The organism is Pseudomonas sp. ADPe (genome assembly GCF_014843515.1).
Lineage (GTDB): Bacteria > Pseudomonadota > Gammaproteobacteria > Pseudomonadales > Pseudomonadaceae > Pseudomonas > Pseudomonas citronellolis.
Genome location: NZ_CP062122.1, coordinates 1,739,179 through 1,759,518 on the forward strand (window position 1 = coordinate 1,739,179; position 20,340 = coordinate 1,759,518).

Consider the following 20,340-nt stretch of genomic DNA (forward strand, 5'->3'; position numbering starts at 1 on the left):
AAGCATGAACGCCATCGCCCACCATCCGCTGCGCGGCGCCGCCCTGGCCCTGGCCATCGGCCTGGCCGCCGGCTGCGCCGGCCTGCCGGACCAGCGCCTGGCCGACGAAGCCATGGCCCGCGGCGACATCGCCACCGCCCAGGCCAACTACCAGGCCCTGGCCACCCTCGGCTACACCGACGCGCAGATCGGCCTGGCCGACATGCAGGCCGCCAGCGGCGACAGCGCGGCCCAGGCCCGCGCCGAGAAGCTCTACCGCGACGCCGCCGAGACCTCGCCGCGGGCCCGCGCGCGCCTGGGCAAGTGGCTGGCGGCCAAGCCCGGCGCGACCGACGCCGAGCACCGCGAGGCCGAGCAGTTGCTCAACCGCGCCTTCAACGAGGGCGAGGACAGCGCCCTGGTGCCGCTGATCGTGCTCTACCTACAGTACCCGCAGGCCTGGCCGGGCGTGAACCCGCAGCAGCGCATCGACCAGTGGCGCGCCCAGGGCCTGCCCCAGGCCGACCTGGCGCAGATCATCCTGTACCGCACCCAGGGCACCTACAACCAGCACCTGGGCGAGATCGAGCAGGTCTGCCAGCGCTGGCTGACGCGCATGGACGTGTGCTGGATGGAGCTGGCCACCGTCTACCAGGTGCAGGGCGACGCGGACAAGCAGAAGGCCCACCTCGACCGCCTGCGCGCCGCGCACAAGGCCGGCCGGGTACCGCCCGAGCGGGTGGAATCGGTGGCCCAGGTGCTGGCCGACGCCGACCTCGGCAAGCCCGACCCGCAGACCGCCCAGGCCCTGCTCAACGAACTGGCGCCGAGCTACCCCGCGGCCTGGGTCGACCTCGCCAAGCTGCAGTACGACTACCCCGAGCTGGGCGACGTCGAGCAGATGCTCGACTACCTGAAGAAGGCCCAGGACGCCGCCCAGCCGCGCGCCGAGCTGCTGCTCGGGCGCCTGTACTACGACGGCAAGTGGATGCCCCAGGACCCGCAGAAGGCCGAGCAGCACCTGCTCAAGGCCGCCGCCAGCGAACCCCAGGCGCACTACTACCTGGGGCAGATCTACCGCCGCGGCTTCCTCGGCAAGGTCTACCCGCAGAAGGCCGCCGACCACCTGCTGATCGCCGCCCGCGCAGGCCAGGCCAGCGCCGACATGGCCCTGGCCCAGCTCTGGTCGCAAGGCCGCGGCGTACAGCCCAATCGCGTCAACGCCTACGTCTTCGGCACCCTGGCGCAGCGCCAGCAGATACCCCAGGCCGGCGACCTGATGAGCGAACTGCAACCACAGCTGCAGCCGGCCGAACTGAGCCAGGCGCAGCAGCTGCTCAAGCGCGAGGAACAGGCCCGCGGCGCCAACTGGCAGGCCACCGTCAGCCTCATGCAGAACGAACAGGAACAAGAAAGCCTATGAAGCGCCCCGACCCGACCTCCGCCCCGCTGTTCCAACCGATCCGCCTGGCCCGCGCCATCCGCCGCGCCCGGCTGTTCCCGGCGATGCTCGGCGCCGGCATGAGCCTGGCCGGCACCCTGTTCGCCGCCGGCGCCTGGGCCGACGACACGCCGCCGAAGAACTACGGCATCGACATCAAGATCACCGCCGAGTCCGAGGACGACCGCGACCTGGGCACCGCCCACGGCGGCGACCTCAACGGCATCGGCATCGACCTGCGGCCCTGGGCCTTCGGCCAGTGGGGCCAGTGGAGCGCCTACGTGATGGGCCAGGCGGTGGCCGCCACCGACACCATCCAGACCGACACCCTGCAGTCCGACGAAGTCGACGCCAGCGGCCGCGACAGCGGCGACAACAAGCGCGAGCCGGACGACGCCTACCTCGCCCTGCGCGAATTCTGGGTGGACTACGCCGGCCTCACCCAGTACCCCGGCGAGCACCTGCGCTTCGGCCGCCAGCGCCTGCGCGACGACAGCGGCATGTGGCAGGACACCAACATCGAGGCGCTGAACTGGACCTTCGACACCACTCTGCTGCGCGCCCACCTGGGCGCCGCCCAGCGCTTCTCCGAGTACCGCACCGACATCACCGACCTGGCGCCGGAAGACGAGGACCGCACCCACGTCTTCGGCGACATTTCCACGCAGTGGGCGCCGCACCACTGGGTGGGCCTGCGCCTGCACCACAGCGATGACAGCGGCAATCTGCCGGATGCGGGCGAGACCATCGACTCGCTGGACAAGCGCTCCACCGGCGACCTCACCTGGGTCGGCATCGAGGCCAACGGCGACGGCTACAACTACCGCTCGCAGATGCCGCTGAACTACTGGGCCAGCGCCACCTGGCTGAGCGGCAACCGCGACCGCCTGACCAGCGCCGCGGTGGACGGCGAGCGCGTGGCCACCGGCAAGCAGAGCGGCGACGTCAACGCCTACGGCATCGACCTGGGCCTGCGCTGGAACATCGACGAGCAGTGGCGCGCCGGCGTCGGCTACGCCCGCGGCAGCGGCGGCGGCCACGACGGCGAGGACCAGTACGAACAGACCGGCCTGCAGAGCAACCGCTCCAACTTCACCGGCACCCGCGCCCGCGTGCACCGCTTCGGCGAGGCCTTCCGCGGCGAACTCTCCAACCTGCAGGACGCCACCCTGTTCGGCGCCTGGCAGTTGCGCGACGACTACGACGCCAGCGTGGTGTACCACAAGTTCTGGCGCGTGGACGGCGACTCGGACATCGGCAACAGCGGCATCACCGCGCCCCTGGAGAACAACTCCAAGGACATCGGCCAGGAAGTCGACCTGGTGGTCACCAAGTACTTCAAGCAGGGCCTGCTGCCCGCCTCGATGAGCCAGTACATCGACGAGCCCTCGGCCCTGGTGCGCTTCCGCGGCGGCGTCTTCAAGCCCGGCGACGCCTACGGCAGCCACGTCGACTCGACGATGCACCACGCCTTCGTCGATTTCATCTGGCGCTTCTGAGGATCAGGGCGATGCGAGCTGGCAGTCACTGGTTCCCCGCGTTCGCGGGGATGACGGAAAACCCCTCCCGCGTGCGAACGGGCACGGGGAGCGCGGGGGTTCGCATCCCCCGCCCGGCGACCGTCACTCCCGCGCACGCGGGGGCCCAGCGCCTTCCGGCTCCACGCCCACAGGGAGAACCCACCATGAACCGCCATCCGCTACCCCTGGCCGCCCTGCTGCTCGGCGGCCTGCTGGTCGCCACGGGCCCCGCCTGGGCCTCGACCCCGGCGGCCAACGCCAAGGACGCCGACGCCAGCGAGCAGCCCTCGCCGGCCAACCAGCCCGGCCACGTCCAGGGCCTCAAGGAAACCGGCAACTACACGGTCACCGCGCTGCCCGAGGGCCCGCTGCACCTGGCCCCGCCGAAGCTGCCCGACCTCTCCGGCTACACCGCCGAGGCGGTGGCGAAGAAGATCGTGCGCAAGCCCGGCGGCAAGGCCGTGGTGCAGCGCATGGTGCAACAGCAGCCGCTGAAGGAATTCACCGGCGGGCAGAACCGCCTGGCCGAGTGGGTCAAGCGCCAGCGGCAGATGCCCCAGGCCATCTTCATCGAGGGCGGCTACGTCAACCTCGCGCAGCTGGCCGGCAAGCTCGGCAAGGCGCTGGAGCAGGTCGAGCCCGGCGTGTTCGTCGCCCGCCTGCCCATCGTGGTCAGCCAGGGCGCGACCCTGGAGATCGACGGCAAGGTCAGGGAACTGCGCCTGTCCCAGGACCGCGGCGCCTTCCTGGTCAACGACGGCAAGCTGTTCGTGCGCGATACCAAGGTCACCGCCTGGAACGAAGCCCGCGGCGAGCCGGCCTGGTTCAAGAGCCCCAACGAGTTCCGCCCGTTCCTGGTGTCCTGGGGCGGCGCCGAGGCCTACCTGGTGAACAGCACCTTCACCAGTTTCGGCTACAACGCCTCCAAGGCCTACGGCATCTCCATCTCGCAGTACAGCCCGGGCATGGACAAGACCATGAAGCGTCCGCGGCCCAAGGGCTGGGTGATCGGCTCGACCTTCGTCGACAACTGGTACGGCTTCTACTGCTACGAGGCCGACGACCTGGTGGTGCGCGGCAACACCTACCGCGACAACGTCATCTACGGCATCGACCCGCACGACCGCTCGCACCGCCTGATCATCGCCGAGAACACCGTGTACGGGACGAAGAAGAAGCACGGCATCATCGTCTCGCGCGAGGTCAACGACAGCTGGATCTTCCGCAACAAGACCTACGACAACCACCTCTCCGGGATCGTCCTGGACCGTAATTCCGAGCGCAACCTGGTGGCCTACAACGAGGTGTACCGCAACCACTCCGACGGCATCACCCTGTACGAGAGCGGCGACAACCTGATCTACGGCAACCAGGTGCTGGGCAACCGGCGCCACGGCATCCGCATCCGCAACAGCGTGAACATCCGCCTGTACGAGAACCTCGCCGCCGGCAACAAGCTGATCGGCGTGTACGGGCACATCAAGGACCTGTCCAACACCGACCGCAACATCGACCTCGACCCCTTCGACACCAAGGTGTCGCTCATCGTGGTCGGCGGCAAGCTGGTGGGCAACGGCTCAGGTCCCTTGTCGGTGGATTCGCCGCTGTCGCTGGAACTCTACAAGGTGGCCATGCTCGGCCCGACCAAATCCTCGGGCATCAGCTTCAACGGCGTGCTCGGCGAGAAGCAGGACCAGATCCTCGACCTGCTCGTGCGCCAGCAGCGCGCCGTGCTGATCGACCCCGTGGAAAGCCAGGCCGAACTGCAGAATTGAGGACCCGTACCATGACCATCCGCCCCCATCGTCTGCTGCGCCTGTCGACTCTGGCCGCCGGCCTGCTGCTGGCCCACGGTATTCTTGCTGCGGGCGCCGCCGACGCCGGCGCGCCGACCTACAGCGCCCTGCCCGCCGCCGGCCTGTGCCCGGCCGCGGCCGACGACAAGGCCTACAACACCAAGTACCTGGGCTTCTTCACCCACCTGGTGCCGGCCCAGGAAGACTGGCTGTTCCGCACCACCTACGACCTGCGCACCGACTTCGGCACCACGCCCGAGGGCTGGCGCGAACTCAAGGCGCTGCGTGAGGCGCTGGAGCGCCGCGGCGTCGAGCTGATGGTGGTCTACCAGCCCACCCGCGGGCTGATCAACCGCGAGAAGCTCAGCCCCGAGGAGAAGGCCTCGTTCGACTACGAACTGGCGAAGAAGAACTACCTGGCGACCATCGCCAAGTTCCGCGAGGCCGGCATCTACACCCCGGACTTCTCGCCGCTGTTCGACGAGAAGGAAGCCCACCCCTACTACTTCAAGGGCGACCACCACTGGACGCCCTACGGCGCCATGCGCAGCGCCAAGATCGCCGCCGAGACGCTGAAGCAGATGCCCGCCTATGCGGACATCCCGAAGAAGGAATTCGAAAGCAAGCGCGTGGGCCTGCTGTCCAAGCTCGGCACCTTCCACAAGGCCGCCGCGCAACTGTGCGGCAGCAGCTACGCGCCACAGTACGTCGACCGCTTCGAGACCGAGCCGGTGGGCGACAGCGGCGGCGGCGACCTGTTCGGCGACGGCGGCGACCCGCAGGTGGCGGTGGTCGGCACCTCCAACAGCGGCCCGGCGTACAACTTCGTCGGCTTCCTGGAGCAGTACGGCAAGGTCGACATCCTCAACAACGCCGTCTCCGGCGGCGGCTTCGACAGCTCGCTGCTGGCCTACCTGACCAGCAAGGAGTTCCACGACAAGCCGCCGAAGATCCTGGTCTGGGAATTCGCCACCCACTACGACATGGCGCAGAAGAGCTTCTACCGCCAGGCCATGCCCCTGGTGGCCAACGGCTGCGCCGAGCAGAAGGCCGTGCTCAGCCGCAAGGTCAAGCTGCACGCCGGGCGCAACGAGGTGCTGCTCAACAGCGCGGCGCTGCCGATCCGCAGCGGCAGCTACACCGCCGACGTCACCTACAGCGACCCGGGCATCCACGAGCTGAAGAACACCGTCTGGTACATGAACGGCCGCCGCGAGCAGCTGAAGATCGAGCAGTCCAAGGCCGTCGACACCGGCGGGCGCTACGTCTTCGAACTGCGCAACGACGAGGACTGGCCGGACCAGCAGTTCCTCTCCCTGGAGATCGAGGCGCCGGACGACATGCCGGCCGGCCTCGAGGTCGAGGCGAAGCTGTGCCAGACCCCGCAGATCAAGGCCACCGCCAGTACCGTGGCCGGGAGGTAATCCATGTCCATCCAGCGACTTTCCCGCAACAAGGGCCTGCGCCTGCTGTGGCCGGCCATGGCCCTGAGCAGCCTCGCCGCCCTCTACGGGCAGAGCAGCCAGGCCGCCGACCTGGTGCCGCCGCCGGGCTACTTCGCCGCGGTCGGCGAGCGCAAGGGCGACGCCGACAGCTGCCCGGCAGTGCCCACGCCCTACACCGGCTCGCTGCAGTTCACCAGCAAGTACGAGGGCTCCGACTCGGCGCGCGCCACCCTCAACATGGCCGCCGAAGGCAAGTTCCGCGCGCAGATCAAGGACATCACCGACATGGAGCGCGGCACCACCAAGCTGATCACCCAGTACATGCGCAGCGGCCACAAGGGCGACCTGGACTGCGCGCTGAACTGGCTGACCACCTGGGCCCGAGCCGATGCGCTGGAAAGCGGCGACTTCAACCACACCGGCAAGTCCATGCGCAAATGGGCCCTGGGCAGCCTGTCCTCGTCCTACCTGCGCCTGAAGTTCTCCAGCAGCCGCCCGCTGGCGGCCTACCCGCAGCAGGCGGCGCAGATCGAGCAGTGGTTCGGCAAGCTCGGCACCCAGGTGGTCAGCGACTGGAGCAACCTGCCACTGAAGAAGATCAACAACCACAGCTACTGGGCCGCCTGGTCGGTGATGTCCACCGCCGTGGTGACCAACCGCCGCGACCTGTTCGACTGGTCGGTGCGCGAATTCAAGGTGGCGGCCAGCCAGGTCGACGCCCAGGGCTACCTGCCCAACGAACTCAAGCGCCGCCAGCGCGCCCTGTCCTACCACAACTACAGCCTGCCGCCGCTGGCGATGATCGCCGCCTTCGCCCAGGTCAACGGCGTGGACCTGCGCCAGGAAAACAACGGCGCCCTGCAACGCCTGGCCGAAAGGGTGATGCAGGGGGTGGACGACCAGCAGGACTTCGACCGCCGGGCCGGCAACGACCAGGACATGAGCGACCTGAAGGAAAACAGCAAGTTCGCCTGGCTGGAGCCCTACTGCGCGCTCTACAGCTGCGCGCCGAAGACCCAGGACTGGCGCAGGAAGATGGAGCCGTTCAACAGCTTCCGCCTCGGCGGGGATGTGACGAAGGTGTTCAACCGCGGCAACGGCGGGAGCTGATGCGCTCAATGGGAGTGGGGTGCAGGCCGGCACGTGCCGGCTGACACAACGGTTTCCACCTGCACCGAACAGTCCCCTCTCCCTTCAGGGAGAGGGTTAGGGAGAGGGCAAGAACCTCCCCGCAACACCGAAACACCCGGCTGAACCCCGCAACGAAGACGGGCCCAGCCACCCCCGACCCAAGCGCAATAAAGACGCCGGGCGGGCGCACCACCTTAGCGACAAAACGGGGAGGAACTGGCGGGTGACACCGGCCTTTTCCTTGCGCGCCATACGGCGCCGGAAGGGCTGGAGCCACCCTGGGTACGAAGCTCCAGAGCGAGACGGGCAATGGTCTTTTCTTCCAACGTGTTCCTGTTCCTGTTCCTGCCGATCTTCCTCGGCCTGTACTACCTGAGCGGGAACCGCTACCGCAACCTGCTGTTGCTGGTGGCCAGCTACGTCTTCTACGCCTGGTGGCGGGTGGACTTCCTCGCCCTGTTTGCCGGCGTGACCCTGTTCAACTACTGGATCGGCCTGCGCATCGGTGCCGCCGGCGTGCGCACCCTGGCGGCCAAACGCTGGCTGATCCTCGGCGTGGTGGTCGACCTGGCCGTGCTGGGCTACTTCAAGTACGCCAACTTCGGCGTCGACAGCCTCAACCAGATCATCACCTCGTTCGGCATGCAGCCCTTCGTGCTGACGCACATCCTGCTGCCCATCGGCATCAGCTTCTACACCTTCGAGTCGATCAGCTACATCATCGACGTGTACCGCGGCGACACCCCGGCCACGCGCAACCTCATCGACTTCGCGGCCTTCGTGGCGATCTTCCCGCACCTGATCGCCGGCCCGGTGCTGCGCTTCCGCGACCTGGTGGACCAGTTCAACCACCGCACCCACACCCTGGACAAGTTCGCCGAAGGCTGCACCCGCTTCATGCAGGGCTTCGTCAAGAAGGTGTTCATCGCCGACACCCTGGCGGCCCTGGCCGACCACTGCTTCGCCCTGCAGGACCCGACCACCGGCGACGCCTGGCTGGGCGCCCTGGCCTACACCGCGCAGCTGTACTTCGACTTCTCCGGCTACAGCGACATGGCCATCGGCCTGGGCCTGATGATGGGCTTCCGCTTCATGGAGAACTTCAACCAGCCCTACATCAGCCAGTCCATCACCGAGTTCTGGCGGCGCTGGCACATCAGCCTGTCCACCTGGCTGCGCGACTACCTGTACATCAGCCTGGGCGGCAACCGCGGCACTACCTTCCAGACCTACCGCAACCTGATCCTGACCATGCTGCTGGGCGGCCTGTGGCACGGCGCCAACGTCACCTACATCATCTGGGGCGCCTGGCACGGCGTATGGCTGGCCATCGAGCGCGCCCTGGGCGTGAACGCCGCGCCGCGGGTGCTCAACCCGCTCAAGTGGGCCTTCACTTTCCTGCTGGTGATCATCGGCTGGGTGATCTTCCGCGCCGAGAACCTGCACGTGGCCTGGCGCATGTACGAAGCCATGTTCAGCTTCGGCGACTGGAGCCTGTCCGAGCAGAGCCGCGCCAGCCTCACCGGCCTGCAGGTCGGCACCCTGGTGGTGGCCTACGTGGTGCTGGCCGTCTTCGGCCTGCGCCAGTTCTACAACCAGCCGCTGCAGAGCAAGGCGCCCAAGGCCGCGGCCAAGACCGACGACGTCGCCGCCGACGGCCCGGCCAGCGCCCAGCCGCGCAGCCCGCAGGATGCCGAGAACGACCCGGCGGCCATCGCCTACTCGCGCAGCGGCGCGGCGGTGTACCGCCCGCACTGGCTCACCCAGCTGCCCGTGCTGGCCACCCGCGTGGCCCTGCTGGCGCTGTTCGCCGCCTCGGTGCTGAAGCTCTCGGCGCAGAGCTACTCGCCCTTCCTCTACTTCCAGTTCTGAGCGAGGCCGGACCATGCAACCGACTCCTTACGTTTCCAAGATCAGCAAACCCCTGCAATACGCCTACGTCGCCGCCTTCGGCGGGATACTGCTGGGCCTGGCCGGCTGGTCGCTGAAGGCCTTCCCCAGCTTCGCCGCCGCCGAGGGCACCACGGTGCTCAATGGCAAGCTGGCCCACGCCTTCGAAGGCCACTACGACGACCAGTTCCCCATCAAGCGCCTGGGCACCAACCTCTGGGCCGCGCTGGACTACGCCCTGTTCGACGAAGGCCGCCCGGGCGTGGTGATCGGCAAGGACGGCTGGCTGTACACCGACGAGGAATTCAAGCCGGCGCCCAGCCTGACCCAGCTGGACGACAACTGGGCCCTGGTGCGCGGCGTGCAGCAGGAGCTGGAGCGCCGCGGCGTGAAGCTGGTGCTGGCGATCATCCCGGCCAAGGCGCGCATCTACCCCGAGTACATCGGCAAGGAACAGCCGGCCCAGTTGCACGTCGGCCTCTACGACGAATTCCTGCAGCGCGCGCGCCAGGCCGGCATGGCCGCGCCCAAGCTGCTGGACACCCTGGAGCAGGCCAAGAACAACGGCCAGGTGTTCCTGCGCACCGACACCCACTGGACGCCGCTGGGCGCCGAGGCCGTGGCCCAGCGCCTGGCCCAGAGCATCCGCGAGGGGCAGAACCTCGACCTGCCGCAGCAGACCTTCATCACCGACGCCAGCAAGGCCACGCCACACAAGGGCGACCTGCTGACCTTCCTGCCCCTGGACCCGCTGTTCAGCGACCTGCTACCGGCGCCGGACCAGCTGCAGGCGCGCCAGACCCACCCGGCCGAGGACAACGCCGCGGCCGGCGGCGACCTGTTCGGCGACAGCGCCGAGCCGCAGGTGGCCCTGGTGGGCACCAGCTACAGCGCCAACCCCCACTGGAACTTCGCCGGCGCGCTCAAGCAGGCGCTGTCCACCGACCTGATCAACTACGCCAAGGAAGGCAAGGGCCCCCTCGAACCCATGCTCGAACTGCTCAAGGACCCGGGCTTCCAGCAGAAGCCGCCGCGCCTGCTGGTGTGGGAATTCCCCGAACGCTACCTGCCGATGCACAGCGACCTCAGCCAGTTCGATGCCGACTGGCTGGCCCAGCTGCGCGCGGCCGGCAACCGTGACGAACGCCTGGCGGCCAACCCGCCGGGCCTGACCGCGGCGCACTGAGCGCCACGCCAAGGGCGCCAGCGCGCCCCATGAAAAAGTGAAGACGGAGGTACACCCCATGACTCGTTCCAAGACCCTCGGCTGGAAATCCCCCGCCCTGGCACTGGCCCTGGGCCTGGCCGCCTTCGGCGCCCACGCCGGCGAAGCCGCGCTCTACGGCCCGCAGGCGCCCAAGGGTTCGGCCTTCGTGCGGGCCTACAACGCCGGCAACAGCGAACTCTCGGTGAGCGTCGGCAACGCCCAGCTCAACGACGTATCGCCCCTGGGCTCCAGCGACTTCAAGTTCCTCCCGCCAGGCAACTACACCGCCAAGGTCGGCAGCCAGAGCCTGCCGGTGAAGCTCGACCCGGACGCCTACTACACCCTGGTCAGCCAGCCCGGCGGCCAGCCCAAGCTGGTGCCCGAGCCGCCCTTCAAGAACAAGCAGAAGGCCCTGGTGCGGGTGCAGAACCTCAGCGGCCAGGCGCTGACCCTGAAGACCGCCGACGGCAAGACCGAAGTGGTCGGCAACGTCGCCCCGCAAAGCCACGGCGACCGCGAGATCAACCCGGTGAAGGTGAACCTGGCGCTGTTCGAGGGCGGCAAGAAGGTCAGCGACCTCAAGCCCGTCACCCTGGAACGCGGCGAGGTGGTGTGCCTGTACGTCACCGGCGAGGGCGGCAAGCTGTCGCCGGTGTGGGTCAAGCGGCCGGTGAAGGCGGATTGAGGCTCACTCCATGACACCCCGGCGCGAAGCCCTAGCCCTCTCCCCCCGCCCTCTCCCTGAAGGGAGAGGGAGCTATCCGTGCAAGCGGAAAGCTCCGCGCAAGCCGGCGAGCGAGGTGGCGCCCCTTCACGCCGAACAACCCCCTCTCCCTTCAGGGAGAGGGCTGGGGAGAGGGGCTCTTAACGCCCCCCACACCAAATCACCAAAAAGAACACCACAAAAAGACCGGCCACACCGGCAGAAAAAAACCAGCGAGCTGCCAAGACGGCCCGCACGGAGAGGTCACCCGAAACGGTAACGGCGCCCGGCGCCCCACAGAACGCATGAACGCTTTAAGGAGAAACCCCACATGATTCCCGTCATTCTTTCCGGTGGTAGCGGCTCGCGACTCTGGCCCCTTTCCCGCAAGCTGTATCCCAAGCAGTTCCTGGCCCTGGCCGGCGAGCACACGCTGTTCCAGCAGACCCTCGAGCGCCTGGCCTTCGAAGGCATGGAGCCGCCGCTGGTGGTGAGCAACAAGGAACACCGCTTCATCCTCCAGGAACAGCTGGAACAACTGAAGCTCAAGACCCAGGGCATCCTGCTCGAACCCTTCGGCCGCAACACCGCCCCGGCCGTGGCCATCGCCGCCATGAAGCTGGTCGCCGAGGGCCGCGACGAACTGCTGCTGGTGCTGCCGGCCGACCACGTGCTGGAAGACCCGCGCGCCTTCCAGCGCGCCCTGGCCCTGGCCACCGTGGCTGCCGAGAAGGGCGAGATGGTGCTCTTCGGCGTGCCCGCCAGCCGCCCGGAAACCGGCTACGGCTACATCCGCGCCAACGCCGACGACAAACTGCCCGGCGGCGTCGCGCGGGTCGAGCGCTTCATCGAGAAACCCGACGAGGCCCGCGCCCGCCAGTTCGTCGAGGAAGGCGGGCACTACTGGAACAGCGGCATGTTCCTGTTCCGCGCCAGCCGCTTCCTGGAAGAACTCAAGCGCCACGACGCCGACATCTACGACACCTGCCTGCTGGCCCTGGAGCGCAGCCAGCACGAGGGCGAGGTGGTCAACATCGACCCGGCCACCTTCGAGTGCTGCCCGGACAACTCCATCGACTACGCGGTGATGGAAAAGACCCAGCGCGCCTGCGTGGTGCCCCTGGCCGCCGGCTGGAACGACGTCGGCAGCTGGTCGTCGATCTGGGAAGTGCACGACAAGGACGCCAACGGCAACGTCACCAAGGGCGACGTGCTGGTGCACGACAGCCGCAACTGCCTGGTGCACGGCAACGGCAAGCTGGTCTCGGTGGTCGGCCTGGACGACATCGTGGTAGTGGAAACCAAGGACGCCATGATGATCGCCCACCGCGACCGCGTGCAGGACGTGAAGAAGGTGGTCAACGAACTGGACGCCGCCGGCCGCAGCGAAACCCAGAACCACTGCGCCGTGTACCGCCCCTGGGGCAGCTACGACTCGGTGGACATGGGCGGCCGCTTCCAGGTCAAGCACATCACCGTCAAGCCCGGCGCGCAGCTTTCGCTGCAGATGCACCACCACCGCGCCGAGCACTGGATCGTGGTCTCCGGCACCGCCCAGGTGACCTGCGACGACAAAGTGTTCCTGCTCACCGAGAACCAGTCCACCTACATCCCCATCGCCTCGGTGCACCGCCTGGCCAACCCCGGCAAGATCCCGCTGGAGATCATCGAAGTGCAGTCCGGCAGCTACCTGGGCGAAGACGACATCGAACGTCTGGAGGATGTCTACGGTCGAACCGAAGAGAGCGGCATCCGCGCACAGGTAGCCGCTCGCTAGTTGAAGGACGGCGTCTCCCCCATCGATGCCAATCACCCCCAGGCCTTGTGCCTGGGGGTTTTTCTTTCTCTGCGGAATGATGAGGGGCTTTCATTTCACACCGCTGAGTTTGAGCAGGCCTACACCCATGAGCAACCAGACCGACCCTGTGGCGCAGGACCACCAGCCTATGCGGATCAAGCGTGCGATGGCCGGTGGAAACGCCTGGATGTCCCTGGCATCCACTTGTCCGCGGCGGATGAAGAACCTTGGCCAGAGCACCAGGCCGGCGACGTTGAGAATACGCAAGTAACGCAGCTTGAAGCTGGCATCCGACCAGGATTGAAGCGAACGCTGGAGACCCGGGCTGTGGGCGAAAGCCGCGGCGATGGTGTCGTAGTGGCGATAGGTGAGAAAGAAAAAGATCGCAACACCGAGCAAGCCGATGATGAAGGGCGACAACATGAACGCGAATGCCCACCAGCTTTTCCAGAACGTAATCATGGCGTCCCGCTGCCGTAAAGATATTCCCCCATCCACTCGCCACCAGCTTCTCCCACCTTGCCACCTAGATAGCTTCCAGCACCAATGAGCACCAGACCACAGGCAACGGCTCCAACGCCTCCCGATGCAAACCCAACGGCAGCGCAAATAATCCCGGACGGTGCTCCTGCAACGCTTCCCAAGAACGCACCACCGGCTATTCCCCCAACAAAACTCCCCGTCTCGGTAAATCGCACCTTCTTGCAGGTCTCGGTTTCTCCACCCCGACAGACTTCCTGTACTTTCAGCGCAGACGCCGTACCCCCCAACCCGATGCCGATATAGCCGCCGTACTTCAGATACCGTGCCGCCTTGGCCACCTCCTCGATATGTGTGGCATAGCCAGGAATCTGCCCCGGCGCGCCGGAGCGGCTCCAGTGGTGGACCAGGCTGCGGGTGGAAATGCCCAGGTCGCGGCGTAGCAGAGGGTGGTGGCCGAGGTTGAGTTGCTTGTTCATGAAGGTGGCCTTGAGCTGGGAGTCCAGGTGGCTGAGCAGTTGGCGGCGGCTGACGAAGAAGTTATGGCTGCGCAGGTGGCCGTGGGTGGCGAATTCGGTCTGGTGCAGGTATTCGATGTCGCGCAGGGTTTCGCCGATCTGCCGCAGGCCCTTGTCCAGTACGTCCTTGGTCAGCCCCAGCGAGGTGCCGGCGGCGCCGAGGATGTTGGCGATCTCGGCCTGGTGCCTGACCATGAAATCCGCTTCCTCCTCGCTCAGCGGTTCCAGGGCCGTGCGTACTTGAGCGGCGGCGGCCATCAGCTCGGCTTCTTCGCGCAGGCAGGCGGTGGGGTTGAGCAGGTCGCCGATCACGAAGATTTCCCCTGCCTTGAAACCCTGGGCATGAGTGGGGTTGAGCGCCTTGAGGCGGCTGATGAGGTAGGAATGGGTCTTTTCGGGGAAGAGGTGCGCCAGCAACTGCTCGAAACTCATGCTGCGCTGCATGATATGGAAGCCGGGCTCCAGCTTGGCCGGGCGCTTGAGCAGGCCGGGAGCTGGCCGGTCGACCTCGGGTACGCGTTCGGGCTTGGGCTCCCAGGCCACGAAGGAGGCGCCGCCGTTGTCCTGGCGGCGCCTGGGTGGTTCGGTGAAGCGGCTCCAGCCCTTGTCCGGTGCCCAACTGCGATCGGTGTGCCAGTCGCTGGAAGGCTTCCAGTCGGGCTCTGGGGCCCAACTGCGGTCGAAAGGATAGGCGGCTGCTCGGGGATCGTCCGCGCTCATGCTTGCTGTCCTGCTTGGCCGGGGTAAGCGGCCAAGCTAGGCAATCGCGGCACGCCTGAATGTCAGGCGCCCTGGACCGACGGCTGAATCAGGCGTATGAAGTCTCGCAAAGCGCCGCGGCGCCCCCTCGCAACCTTGATCCAGGCCACCACCCGCCGCCGCAAACCCGCACCACCTTGACTCAGGCGCGCGCCTCGGCGGCAACAGCTGGAACGACTGCCTGCCCCTGCCGCCGTTGCGCCTGGGCTACCGCGCGAGCACCCTGAAATTCCGCGCCGAACGCATCGACGGGCGCTTCGGTGACTGAGCTGCCTGGCCAACCCCGGCAAAATCCCGCTGGAAATCATCGAAGTGCAGTCCGGCAGCTACCTGGGCGAAGACGACATCGAACGTCTGGAAGACGTCTACGGTCGAACCGAAGAGAGCGGCATCCGCGCACAGGTAGCCGCTCGCTAGTTGAAGGACGGCGTCTCCCCCATCGATGCCAATCGCCCCCAGGCCTTGTGCCTGGGGGTTTTTCTTTGTGCGCGGGGAATGGCGTGGGTGGGGCGGCGGGGAGCGCATAACGCCAACGGTTCCCGGGGAGCACGGTCGTAGCGGACCTTGTCCGCGATAACCGGACATACCGGCACGATTCGCGGATGAGATCCGCTACGCAACCCCACCCACGTCATTCCCCTGTAGCGCGCCCTGCGCGCGAATCGCGGGCAGGGCCCGCTCCTACAGGTTGCCTGGAGACATGGCATTCCTAACCGTAGGACCTTGTCCGCGATAGCCGGGCGTATCGGCGCGGATCGCGGATAGGATCCGCTCCTACGCCGCCCCACCCACGTCATTCCCATGTAGGAGCGCGCCCTGCGCGCGAAATCGCGGGCAGGGCCCGCTCCTACAGGTTGCCGGGGAGCACGGTATTCCTCCTCCCCCGTAGGAGCGGACCTTGTCCGCGATAGCTGGACGTCCCGGCGCGGATCGCGGACAGGACCCGCTACGCCGCCCCACCCGCGCCATTCCCCTGTAGGAGCGCGCCCTGCGCGCGAATCGCGGGCAGGGCCCGCGCCTACAGGTATCAGCCTTCGAGCAGTTCCACGCTCTCCGGCGCGCGGCGCATCAGTACGCGGCCGTGGCGGATGGAATACAGCGCCTTGGTCTGCTGGCGCACCGCTTCGTAGTCGCTGTCCACGCCCAGCACCAGCAGGTTGGCCGGGCGGCCGGCGGCGATGCCGTAGCGCTCGCCCAGGTTCAGCGCGCGGGCGCTGTTGTCGGTGACCAGGTCGAGGCTGCGCTGCAGGTCCTCGAAGCCCATCATGTGGCAGATGTGCAGGCCGGCGTCGAGCACGCGCAGGATGTTGCCGTTGCCCAGCGGGTACCACGGGTCCTTGATCGAATCCTGGCCGAAGCACACGTTCATCCCGGCGCGGTCGATCTCGGCCACGCGGGTCACGCCGCGGCGTTTCGGGAAGCTGTCGAAGCGGCCCTGCAGGTGGATGCTCTCGGTCGGGCAGGAGACGAAGCTGATGCCCGAACGCTTGAGCAGGCGGAACAGCTTCGAGCAATAGGCATTGTCGTAGGAGCCCATGGCCGTGGTATGGCTGGCAGTGACGCGCGCCCCCATGCCGCGCACCCGCGCCTCTTCGGCCAGCACTTCGAGGAAGCGCGAATTGGGGTCGTCGGTCTCGTCGCAGTGCACGTCCACCAGGCAGCCGCTGCGCTCGGCCAGGTCCATGAGGAACTTGATCGAACTGACGCCCTGCTCGCGGGTGTTCTCGAAATGCGGGATGCCGCCGACCACGTCCGCGCCCAGGCGGATCGCCTCTTCCATCAGCCCGCGGCCGCCCTCGTAGGACTCGATGCCCTCCTGCGGGAAGGCGACGATCTGCAGGTCCACCAGGTGCTTCGCCTCCTCCTTCACCTCCAGCATGGCCTTGAGCGCGGCTAGCGTGGGATCGGTGACGTCCACGTGGGTGCGCACGTGCTGGATGCCGTGGGCGGCCAGCATGCGGATGGTGGTGTGGGCGCGGGCCTTGGTGTCTTCGTGCGTGATGGTTTCCTTGCGCTGCGCCCAGCGCTCGATGCCCTCGAACAGGGTGCCGCTCATGTTCCATTGCGGCTCGCCGGCGGTGAGGGTGGCGTCGAGGTGGATATGCGGCTCCACCAGCGGCGCGATCACCAGTTGCCCGGCGGCGTCGAGGTCATCACCGGTGGCGGCGACGCTGGCCGCCTGGGGCAGCACCTCGGCGATGCGCTCGCCCGCGCAGCGGATGGTGAACAGGCCTTCCTGCTTGCGCAGCTTGGCGTTGACGATCTTCATTGGGTTGGCTCCTCAGGCTGGGCGCTGCGCGGATGCCGAATGCGCAGCGCCATGAATGGGTTCAGGCGCGCGGCTCCGCCACGCCGGCGCGGGCGCGGGCGATCTCGCCAAGCACCACGTAGCAGGCCGCCGAGGCGCCGATGCCCACCAGCGGCGCTATCCACGGCGAAGCGTAGGCCAGCGCCGCGCCCACGGCGTAGGACACCAGGCCGGCGACGTTGAACGCCGGGATGTGCGGGCCGACCAGCGCCGGGTAGTTGCCGCGGTGGCGGTGCCAGAAGTCGGCCATGATCACCCCGCCCAGCGGCGGGATGATCGAGCCCAGCAGCACCAGGAAGGGAATCAGCCACTCGTACATGCCGCCGATGGCCAGGACGATGCCCACGCCCGCGGCGAGCAGCGTCATGCTGCGCCGGCGTTCGCTGCGCACCAGGTGGCAGGCCGCGGCGGAGACGTTGTAGATGGTCGGGCCCTGGATGGTCCACAGGTTCAGGCAGAGCATGATCACCGCGGCGAACGACAGGCCCTGCAGGACCATGACTTCGACGATGTCGGCGTTCTGGTAGACGATGGCGCACCAGGCCCCGGCGACGATCATCAGGCCGTTGCCGACGAGGAAGCTGATGACGCTGGCGGCCACGGCGATGCGCCCGCTGCGCGCCATGCGCGTCCAGTTGGTGGCCTGGGTGGCGCCGCTGGCGAAGGTGCCGAAGACCATGGTCACGGCGGCCGAGAAAGTCATGCCGGTGCTCGGCTGCACCGCCAGCAGCCCGGCCCAGCCGCCGGCCTGGTGGGTGGCGATGACCATGGAGGCCACCAGCAGGATGAACATCAGCGGCACCGACACCCGCGAGAGCAGGTCCAGGCCCTTGAAGCCGATGATCGCGGTGATGCTGAAGCCCAGGCCGAACAGCACCATCAGCGGAATGGTCAGCCAGCCCGGCAGGGCCAGCATCTTCACCAGCACGATGGCCACGGTGGCGGTGCCCCAGGCGTACCAGCCCAGTTCGGCGAAACCGAGAAGGAAGTCCGACAGCTTGCTGCCGCGCTCGCCGAAGCAGAAGCGCCCCATGAGCACGGTGTTCAGCCCGCTGCGCGAGGCGATCAGGCCCAGGGCGGCGGCGTAGACGGCCAGCAGCGTGTTGCCGACGACGGCGACCCAGAGCATGTCGACGAAGTCGAAGGCCATGCCGATCTTGCCGCCGGCGAACATGGTGCCGGTAAAGAAGGTGAAGCTGAACAGGACCATGGCGATGGGCAGCAGCCCTTTGCGCCCTTCCCTGGGCGTGGCGCTCAGGGGGAATTCACTGGGGGAACTCATGGATGTCTCCGCGAGGTGGGTTGGATGTCTGTCGGCCTGGAGCAAGGAGCGGGCCGGAAAAGCCGACGGGGAACGACGCGGAAACCTTTGAGCATGACGAACATCGATGAATGTTCAGAATGCACACTTCCCAGGGGAAATATGCCGCCGCGTGCCTGCTCAAATGTGCATTATGCGGATTCCGCAGATGCAGCGCAGCGTCCGACGCACCAGATTCGCGCACAATCTTGACCCAGGTCGTGGCCATCCGTCGAAGTCGTTGCAGAAGCGACGGATTTGCTAGGCTGCTGCCCAGGCCCATCCCGGACGCATCCATGTTCTTCGGCATCCTCCTCATCGTCACCTGGATCATCCTGCTGCTGCGCTACCCCGCCCGCGCGCTGCCGATCTCGGCCGCGGCCCTGGTCGGCCTGGGCCTGGTGGTGGCCCTGGCGATCTGGCAGGACAGCCTCGACCAGCGCCGCCTGGAGCGCCTGGAACTGCGCATCCGCTACGCGCCGACGCTGTGCCCGGCCGACCGCCCGCTGCGCGTCGACCTGAAGAACGGCAGCGACGCGCCGCTGCTGGAACTGCGCTGGAAGGTCGCCGCCTACCGCCCCGGCGACACCACCGACCTCGCCGAGAACCTCTACGAAGCGCCGCGCTACCGCGGCCCCGGCGCGCTGCTCGGCGGCGACGCCTGGAGCGACTGCCTGCCGCTGCCGGCGCTGCGCCCGGGCTACCGCGCCAGCACCCTGGAGTTCCGCGCCGAGCGCATCGAAGGGCGCTTCGGCGACTGAGTTCACCCGCGCGGCGCAATCGGCTAGGGTAGGCGCCGAACACCCACGCGCCCACGCCAAGGAAAGCCGCCATGCCCCAACCCGTCGTCCTCATCACCGGCTGCTCCAGCGGCATCGGCCGCGCCCTGGCCGAGGCCTTCCAGGGCGCCGGCTACAGCGTCTGGGCCACCGCCCGGCGCGACGAAGACGTGGCCACCCTGGGCCAGGCCGGTTTCCGCGGCGTGCGACTGGACGTGGACGACGGCGCCGCCATCGCCCGCCTGGCCGAGCAGCTGCAGCGCGAGGCCGGCGGCCTGGACGTGCTGGTCAACAACGCCGGCTACGGCGCCATGGGCCCGCTGCTGGACGGCGGCGCCGAAGCCCTGCGCCGGCAGTTCGAGACCAATGTCTTCGCCGTGGTCGAGCTGACCCGCGCCTGCTTCGGGCTGCTGCGCGAACGCCGTGGGCTGGTGGTGAACATCGGCAGCGTCTCCGGGGTGCTGGTCACCCCCTTCGCCGGCGCCTACTGCGCCTCCAAGGCCGCGCTGCACGCGCTCAACGAGGCGCTGCGCCTGGAGCTCGCGCCCTTCGGCATCGGGGTGCTGGAAGTGCAGCCCGGCGCCATCGCCTCCAGCTTCGGCGCCAACGCCGGGCGCACCTGGCAGGAGTTGGTGGACGACCGCTCGCCCTGGTGGCCGCTGCGCGAGTTCATCCGCGCCCGCGCCGGCGCCTCCCAGGACAAACCCACCCCGGCCGCCGAACTGGCCCGCCAGTTGCTCGCCGCCGTGCAGCGCCAGCCACGCCCGCGCCTGCTGCGCGTCGGCCACGGCAGCCGCGCCCTGCCGCTGCTGGCGCGCTGGCTGCCCACCGGCCTGCTGGACAAGGCCCTGAAGAAACGCTTCGGCCTGGACGGGAGCCTCTAGCCATGCCCATCCGCACCCGCTACTACGCCCTCGCCGGCATCCTCGTCGCCATCGTCCTCAACGTGCTGCTGCGCACCCTGCTGCGCTACGGCCTGGTGCCGGTGAACCTGCTGGTGGCGCTGGCCATCGGCGCCGGCATGGCATTCTTCTTCGCCCGCCGCGTGGGGCGCCTGCCCAGCGTCGGCGAGCGCTGGCGCCTGCTCGGCTTCTACGCCGCCGGCCTGGCCCTGCTGTACCTGGCGCTGGTGGCCCTGGCCGCCTGGCGCAACCCACCGAGCCACGCCGCGCTGCTGCTGTACCTGGTGAATTACCTGGTCTACCCGCTGGCCGCCTGGTGGTTCTTCCGCCCGCCGGTGCAGGCGCGCTTCCTGCCCCGCTGATCGCCGCGGGGCGTCTTCACGC

General features: G+C 67.9%; 16 protein-coding genes and 2 pseudogenes. 14 read left to right on the forward strand and 4 right to left on the reverse strand.

Going from position 1 to position 20,340, the window contains the following annotated elements:
- Positions 1–4 precede the first annotated feature (4 nt).
- The 9 genes from algK to IG194_RS07915 all read left to right on the forward strand — a co-directional run bounded on the left by algK (position 5) and on the right by IG194_RS07915 (position 12,889).
- Positions 5–1,402: an alginate biosynthesis TPR repeat lipoprotein AlgK gene (algK, locus tag IG194_RS07875; protein ID WP_058487368.1), complete on the forward strand. Its 1,398-nt coding sequence runs from the start codon at positions 5–7 to the stop codon at positions 1,400–1,402.
- An 83-nt stretch (positions 1,403–1,485) separates the two neighbouring features.
- Complete coding sequence (locus tag IG194_RS07880) at positions 1,486–2,919, forward strand: alginate export family protein (RefSeq protein ID WP_058489653.1); 1,434 nt, start codon at positions 1,486–1,488, stop codon at positions 2,917–2,919.
- A gap of 185 nt (positions 2,920–3,104) precedes the next feature.
- Complete coding sequence (gene algG, locus IG194_RS07885) at positions 3,105–4,715, forward strand: mannuronan 5-epimerase AlgG (protein ID WP_058487369.1); 1,611 nt, start codon at positions 3,105–3,107, stop codon at positions 4,713–4,715.
- Positions 4,716–4,726: 11 nt separating this feature from the next.
- The gene (locus tag IG194_RS07890) at positions 4,727–6,160 is read left to right on the forward strand and encodes an alginate O-acetyltransferase (protein ID WP_043273116.1); all 1,434 of its coding nucleotides are present in this window, start codon (positions 4,727–4,729) and stop codon (positions 6,158–6,160) included.
- Positions 6,161–6,217: 57 nt separating this feature from the next.
- Positions 6,218–7,291 carry a mannuronate-specific alginate lyase gene (locus IG194_RS07895; protein ID WP_141679865.1) on the forward strand — a complete coding sequence of 358 codons (1,074 nt, stop codon included), beginning with the start codon at positions 6,218–6,220 and terminating at the stop codon, positions 7,289–7,291.
- Between the two features lie 330 nt (positions 7,292–7,621).
- Positions 7,622–9,184: an MBOAT family O-acyltransferase gene (locus IG194_RS07900; protein WP_058487371.1), complete on the forward strand. Its 1,563-nt coding sequence runs from the start codon at positions 7,622–7,624 to the stop codon at positions 9,182–9,184.
- Positions 9,185–9,197: 13 nt separating this feature from the next.
- A complete protein-coding gene (locus tag IG194_RS07905; RefSeq protein WP_082996395.1) occupies positions 9,198–10,388 on the forward strand; it encodes an alginate O-acetyltransferase in 1,191 nt (396 codons plus the stop codon).
- Between the two features lie 58 nt (positions 10,389–10,446).
- Complete coding sequence (gene algF / locus IG194_RS07910) at positions 10,447–11,094, forward strand: alginate O-acetyltransferase AlgF (RefSeq protein WP_043273119.1); 648 nt, start codon at positions 10,447–10,449, stop codon at positions 11,092–11,094.
- 349 nt (positions 11,095–11,443) lie between these two features.
- Positions 11,444–12,889 carry a mannose-1-phosphate guanylyltransferase/mannose-6-phosphate isomerase gene (locus tag IG194_RS07915; protein ID WP_009616078.1) on the forward strand — a complete coding sequence of 482 codons (1,446 nt, stop codon included), beginning with the start codon at positions 11,444–11,446 and terminating at the stop codon, positions 12,887–12,889.
- Between the two features lie 90 nt (positions 12,890–12,979).
- Here the strand turns inward: IG194_RS07915 and IG194_RS07920 are convergent, their stop codons facing one another.
- Positions 12,980–13,372 (reverse strand): hypothetical protein, encoded by a 393-nt coding sequence (locus IG194_RS07920; RefSeq protein WP_058072976.1) that lies wholly within the window; start codon positions 13,370–13,372, stop codon positions 12,980–12,982.
- Entirely contained in the window at positions 13,369–14,628 is a 1,260-nt protein-coding gene (locus tag IG194_RS07925) for a hypothetical protein (RefSeq protein WP_058487372.1), read from the reverse strand. Before IG194_RS07925 ends, IG194_RS07920 begins: the two co-directional genes overlap by 4 nt.
- 187 nt (positions 14,629–14,815) lie before the next feature.
- Here IG194_RS07925 and IG194_RS07930 point away from each other — a divergent pair.
- Together IG194_RS07930 and IG194_RS07935 are read left to right on the forward strand one after the other, a co-directional pair.
- Positions 14,816–14,935, forward strand: a pseudogene (locus IG194_RS07930) (multidrug transporter); the annotation flags it as partial.
- Between the two features lie 5 nt (positions 14,936–14,940).
- Positions 14,941–15,084: pseudogene (locus IG194_RS07935) on the forward strand (hypothetical protein); the annotation flags it as partial.
- Between the two features lie 610 nt (positions 15,085–15,694).
- On the opposite strand, the gene codA reads toward IG194_RS07935, so the two are convergent.
- Together codA and codB are read right to left on the reverse strand one after the other, a co-directional pair.
- A complete protein-coding gene (gene codA / locus IG194_RS07940) occupies positions 15,695–16,936 on the reverse strand; it encodes a cytosine deaminase (RefSeq protein WP_058487374.1) in 1,242 nt (413 codons plus the stop codon).
- 61 nt (positions 16,937–16,997) lie between these two features.
- Positions 16,998–18,257 carry a cytosine permease gene (codB, locus tag IG194_RS07945; RefSeq protein WP_058487375.1) on the reverse strand — a complete coding sequence of 420 codons (1,260 nt, stop codon included), beginning with the start codon at positions 18,255–18,257 and terminating at the stop codon, positions 16,998–17,000.
- A 314-nt stretch (positions 18,258–18,571) separates the two neighbouring features.
- On the opposite strand from codB, the gene IG194_RS07950 reads away from it, so the two are divergent.
- From IG194_RS07950 to IG194_RS07960, 3 genes are all read left to right on the forward strand, one after another.
- Positions 18,572–19,036 carry a hypothetical protein gene (locus tag IG194_RS07950; RefSeq protein WP_009616075.1) on the forward strand — a complete coding sequence of 155 codons (465 nt, stop codon included), beginning with the start codon at positions 18,572–18,574 and terminating at the stop codon, positions 19,034–19,036.
- A gap of 71 nt (positions 19,037–19,107) precedes the next feature.
- Positions 19,108–19,938, forward strand: a complete 831-nt coding sequence (locus tag IG194_RS07955) for an SDR family oxidoreductase (RefSeq protein ID WP_058487376.1) — start codon at positions 19,108–19,110, stop codon at positions 19,936–19,938.
- Positions 19,939–19,940: 2 nt separating this feature from the next.
- Positions 19,941–20,318, forward strand: coding sequence for a hypothetical protein (locus tag IG194_RS07960; protein WP_058072763.1), 378 nt, complete (start codon positions 19,941–19,943; stop codon positions 20,316–20,318).
- Positions 20,319–20,340: the final 22 nt, after the last annotated feature.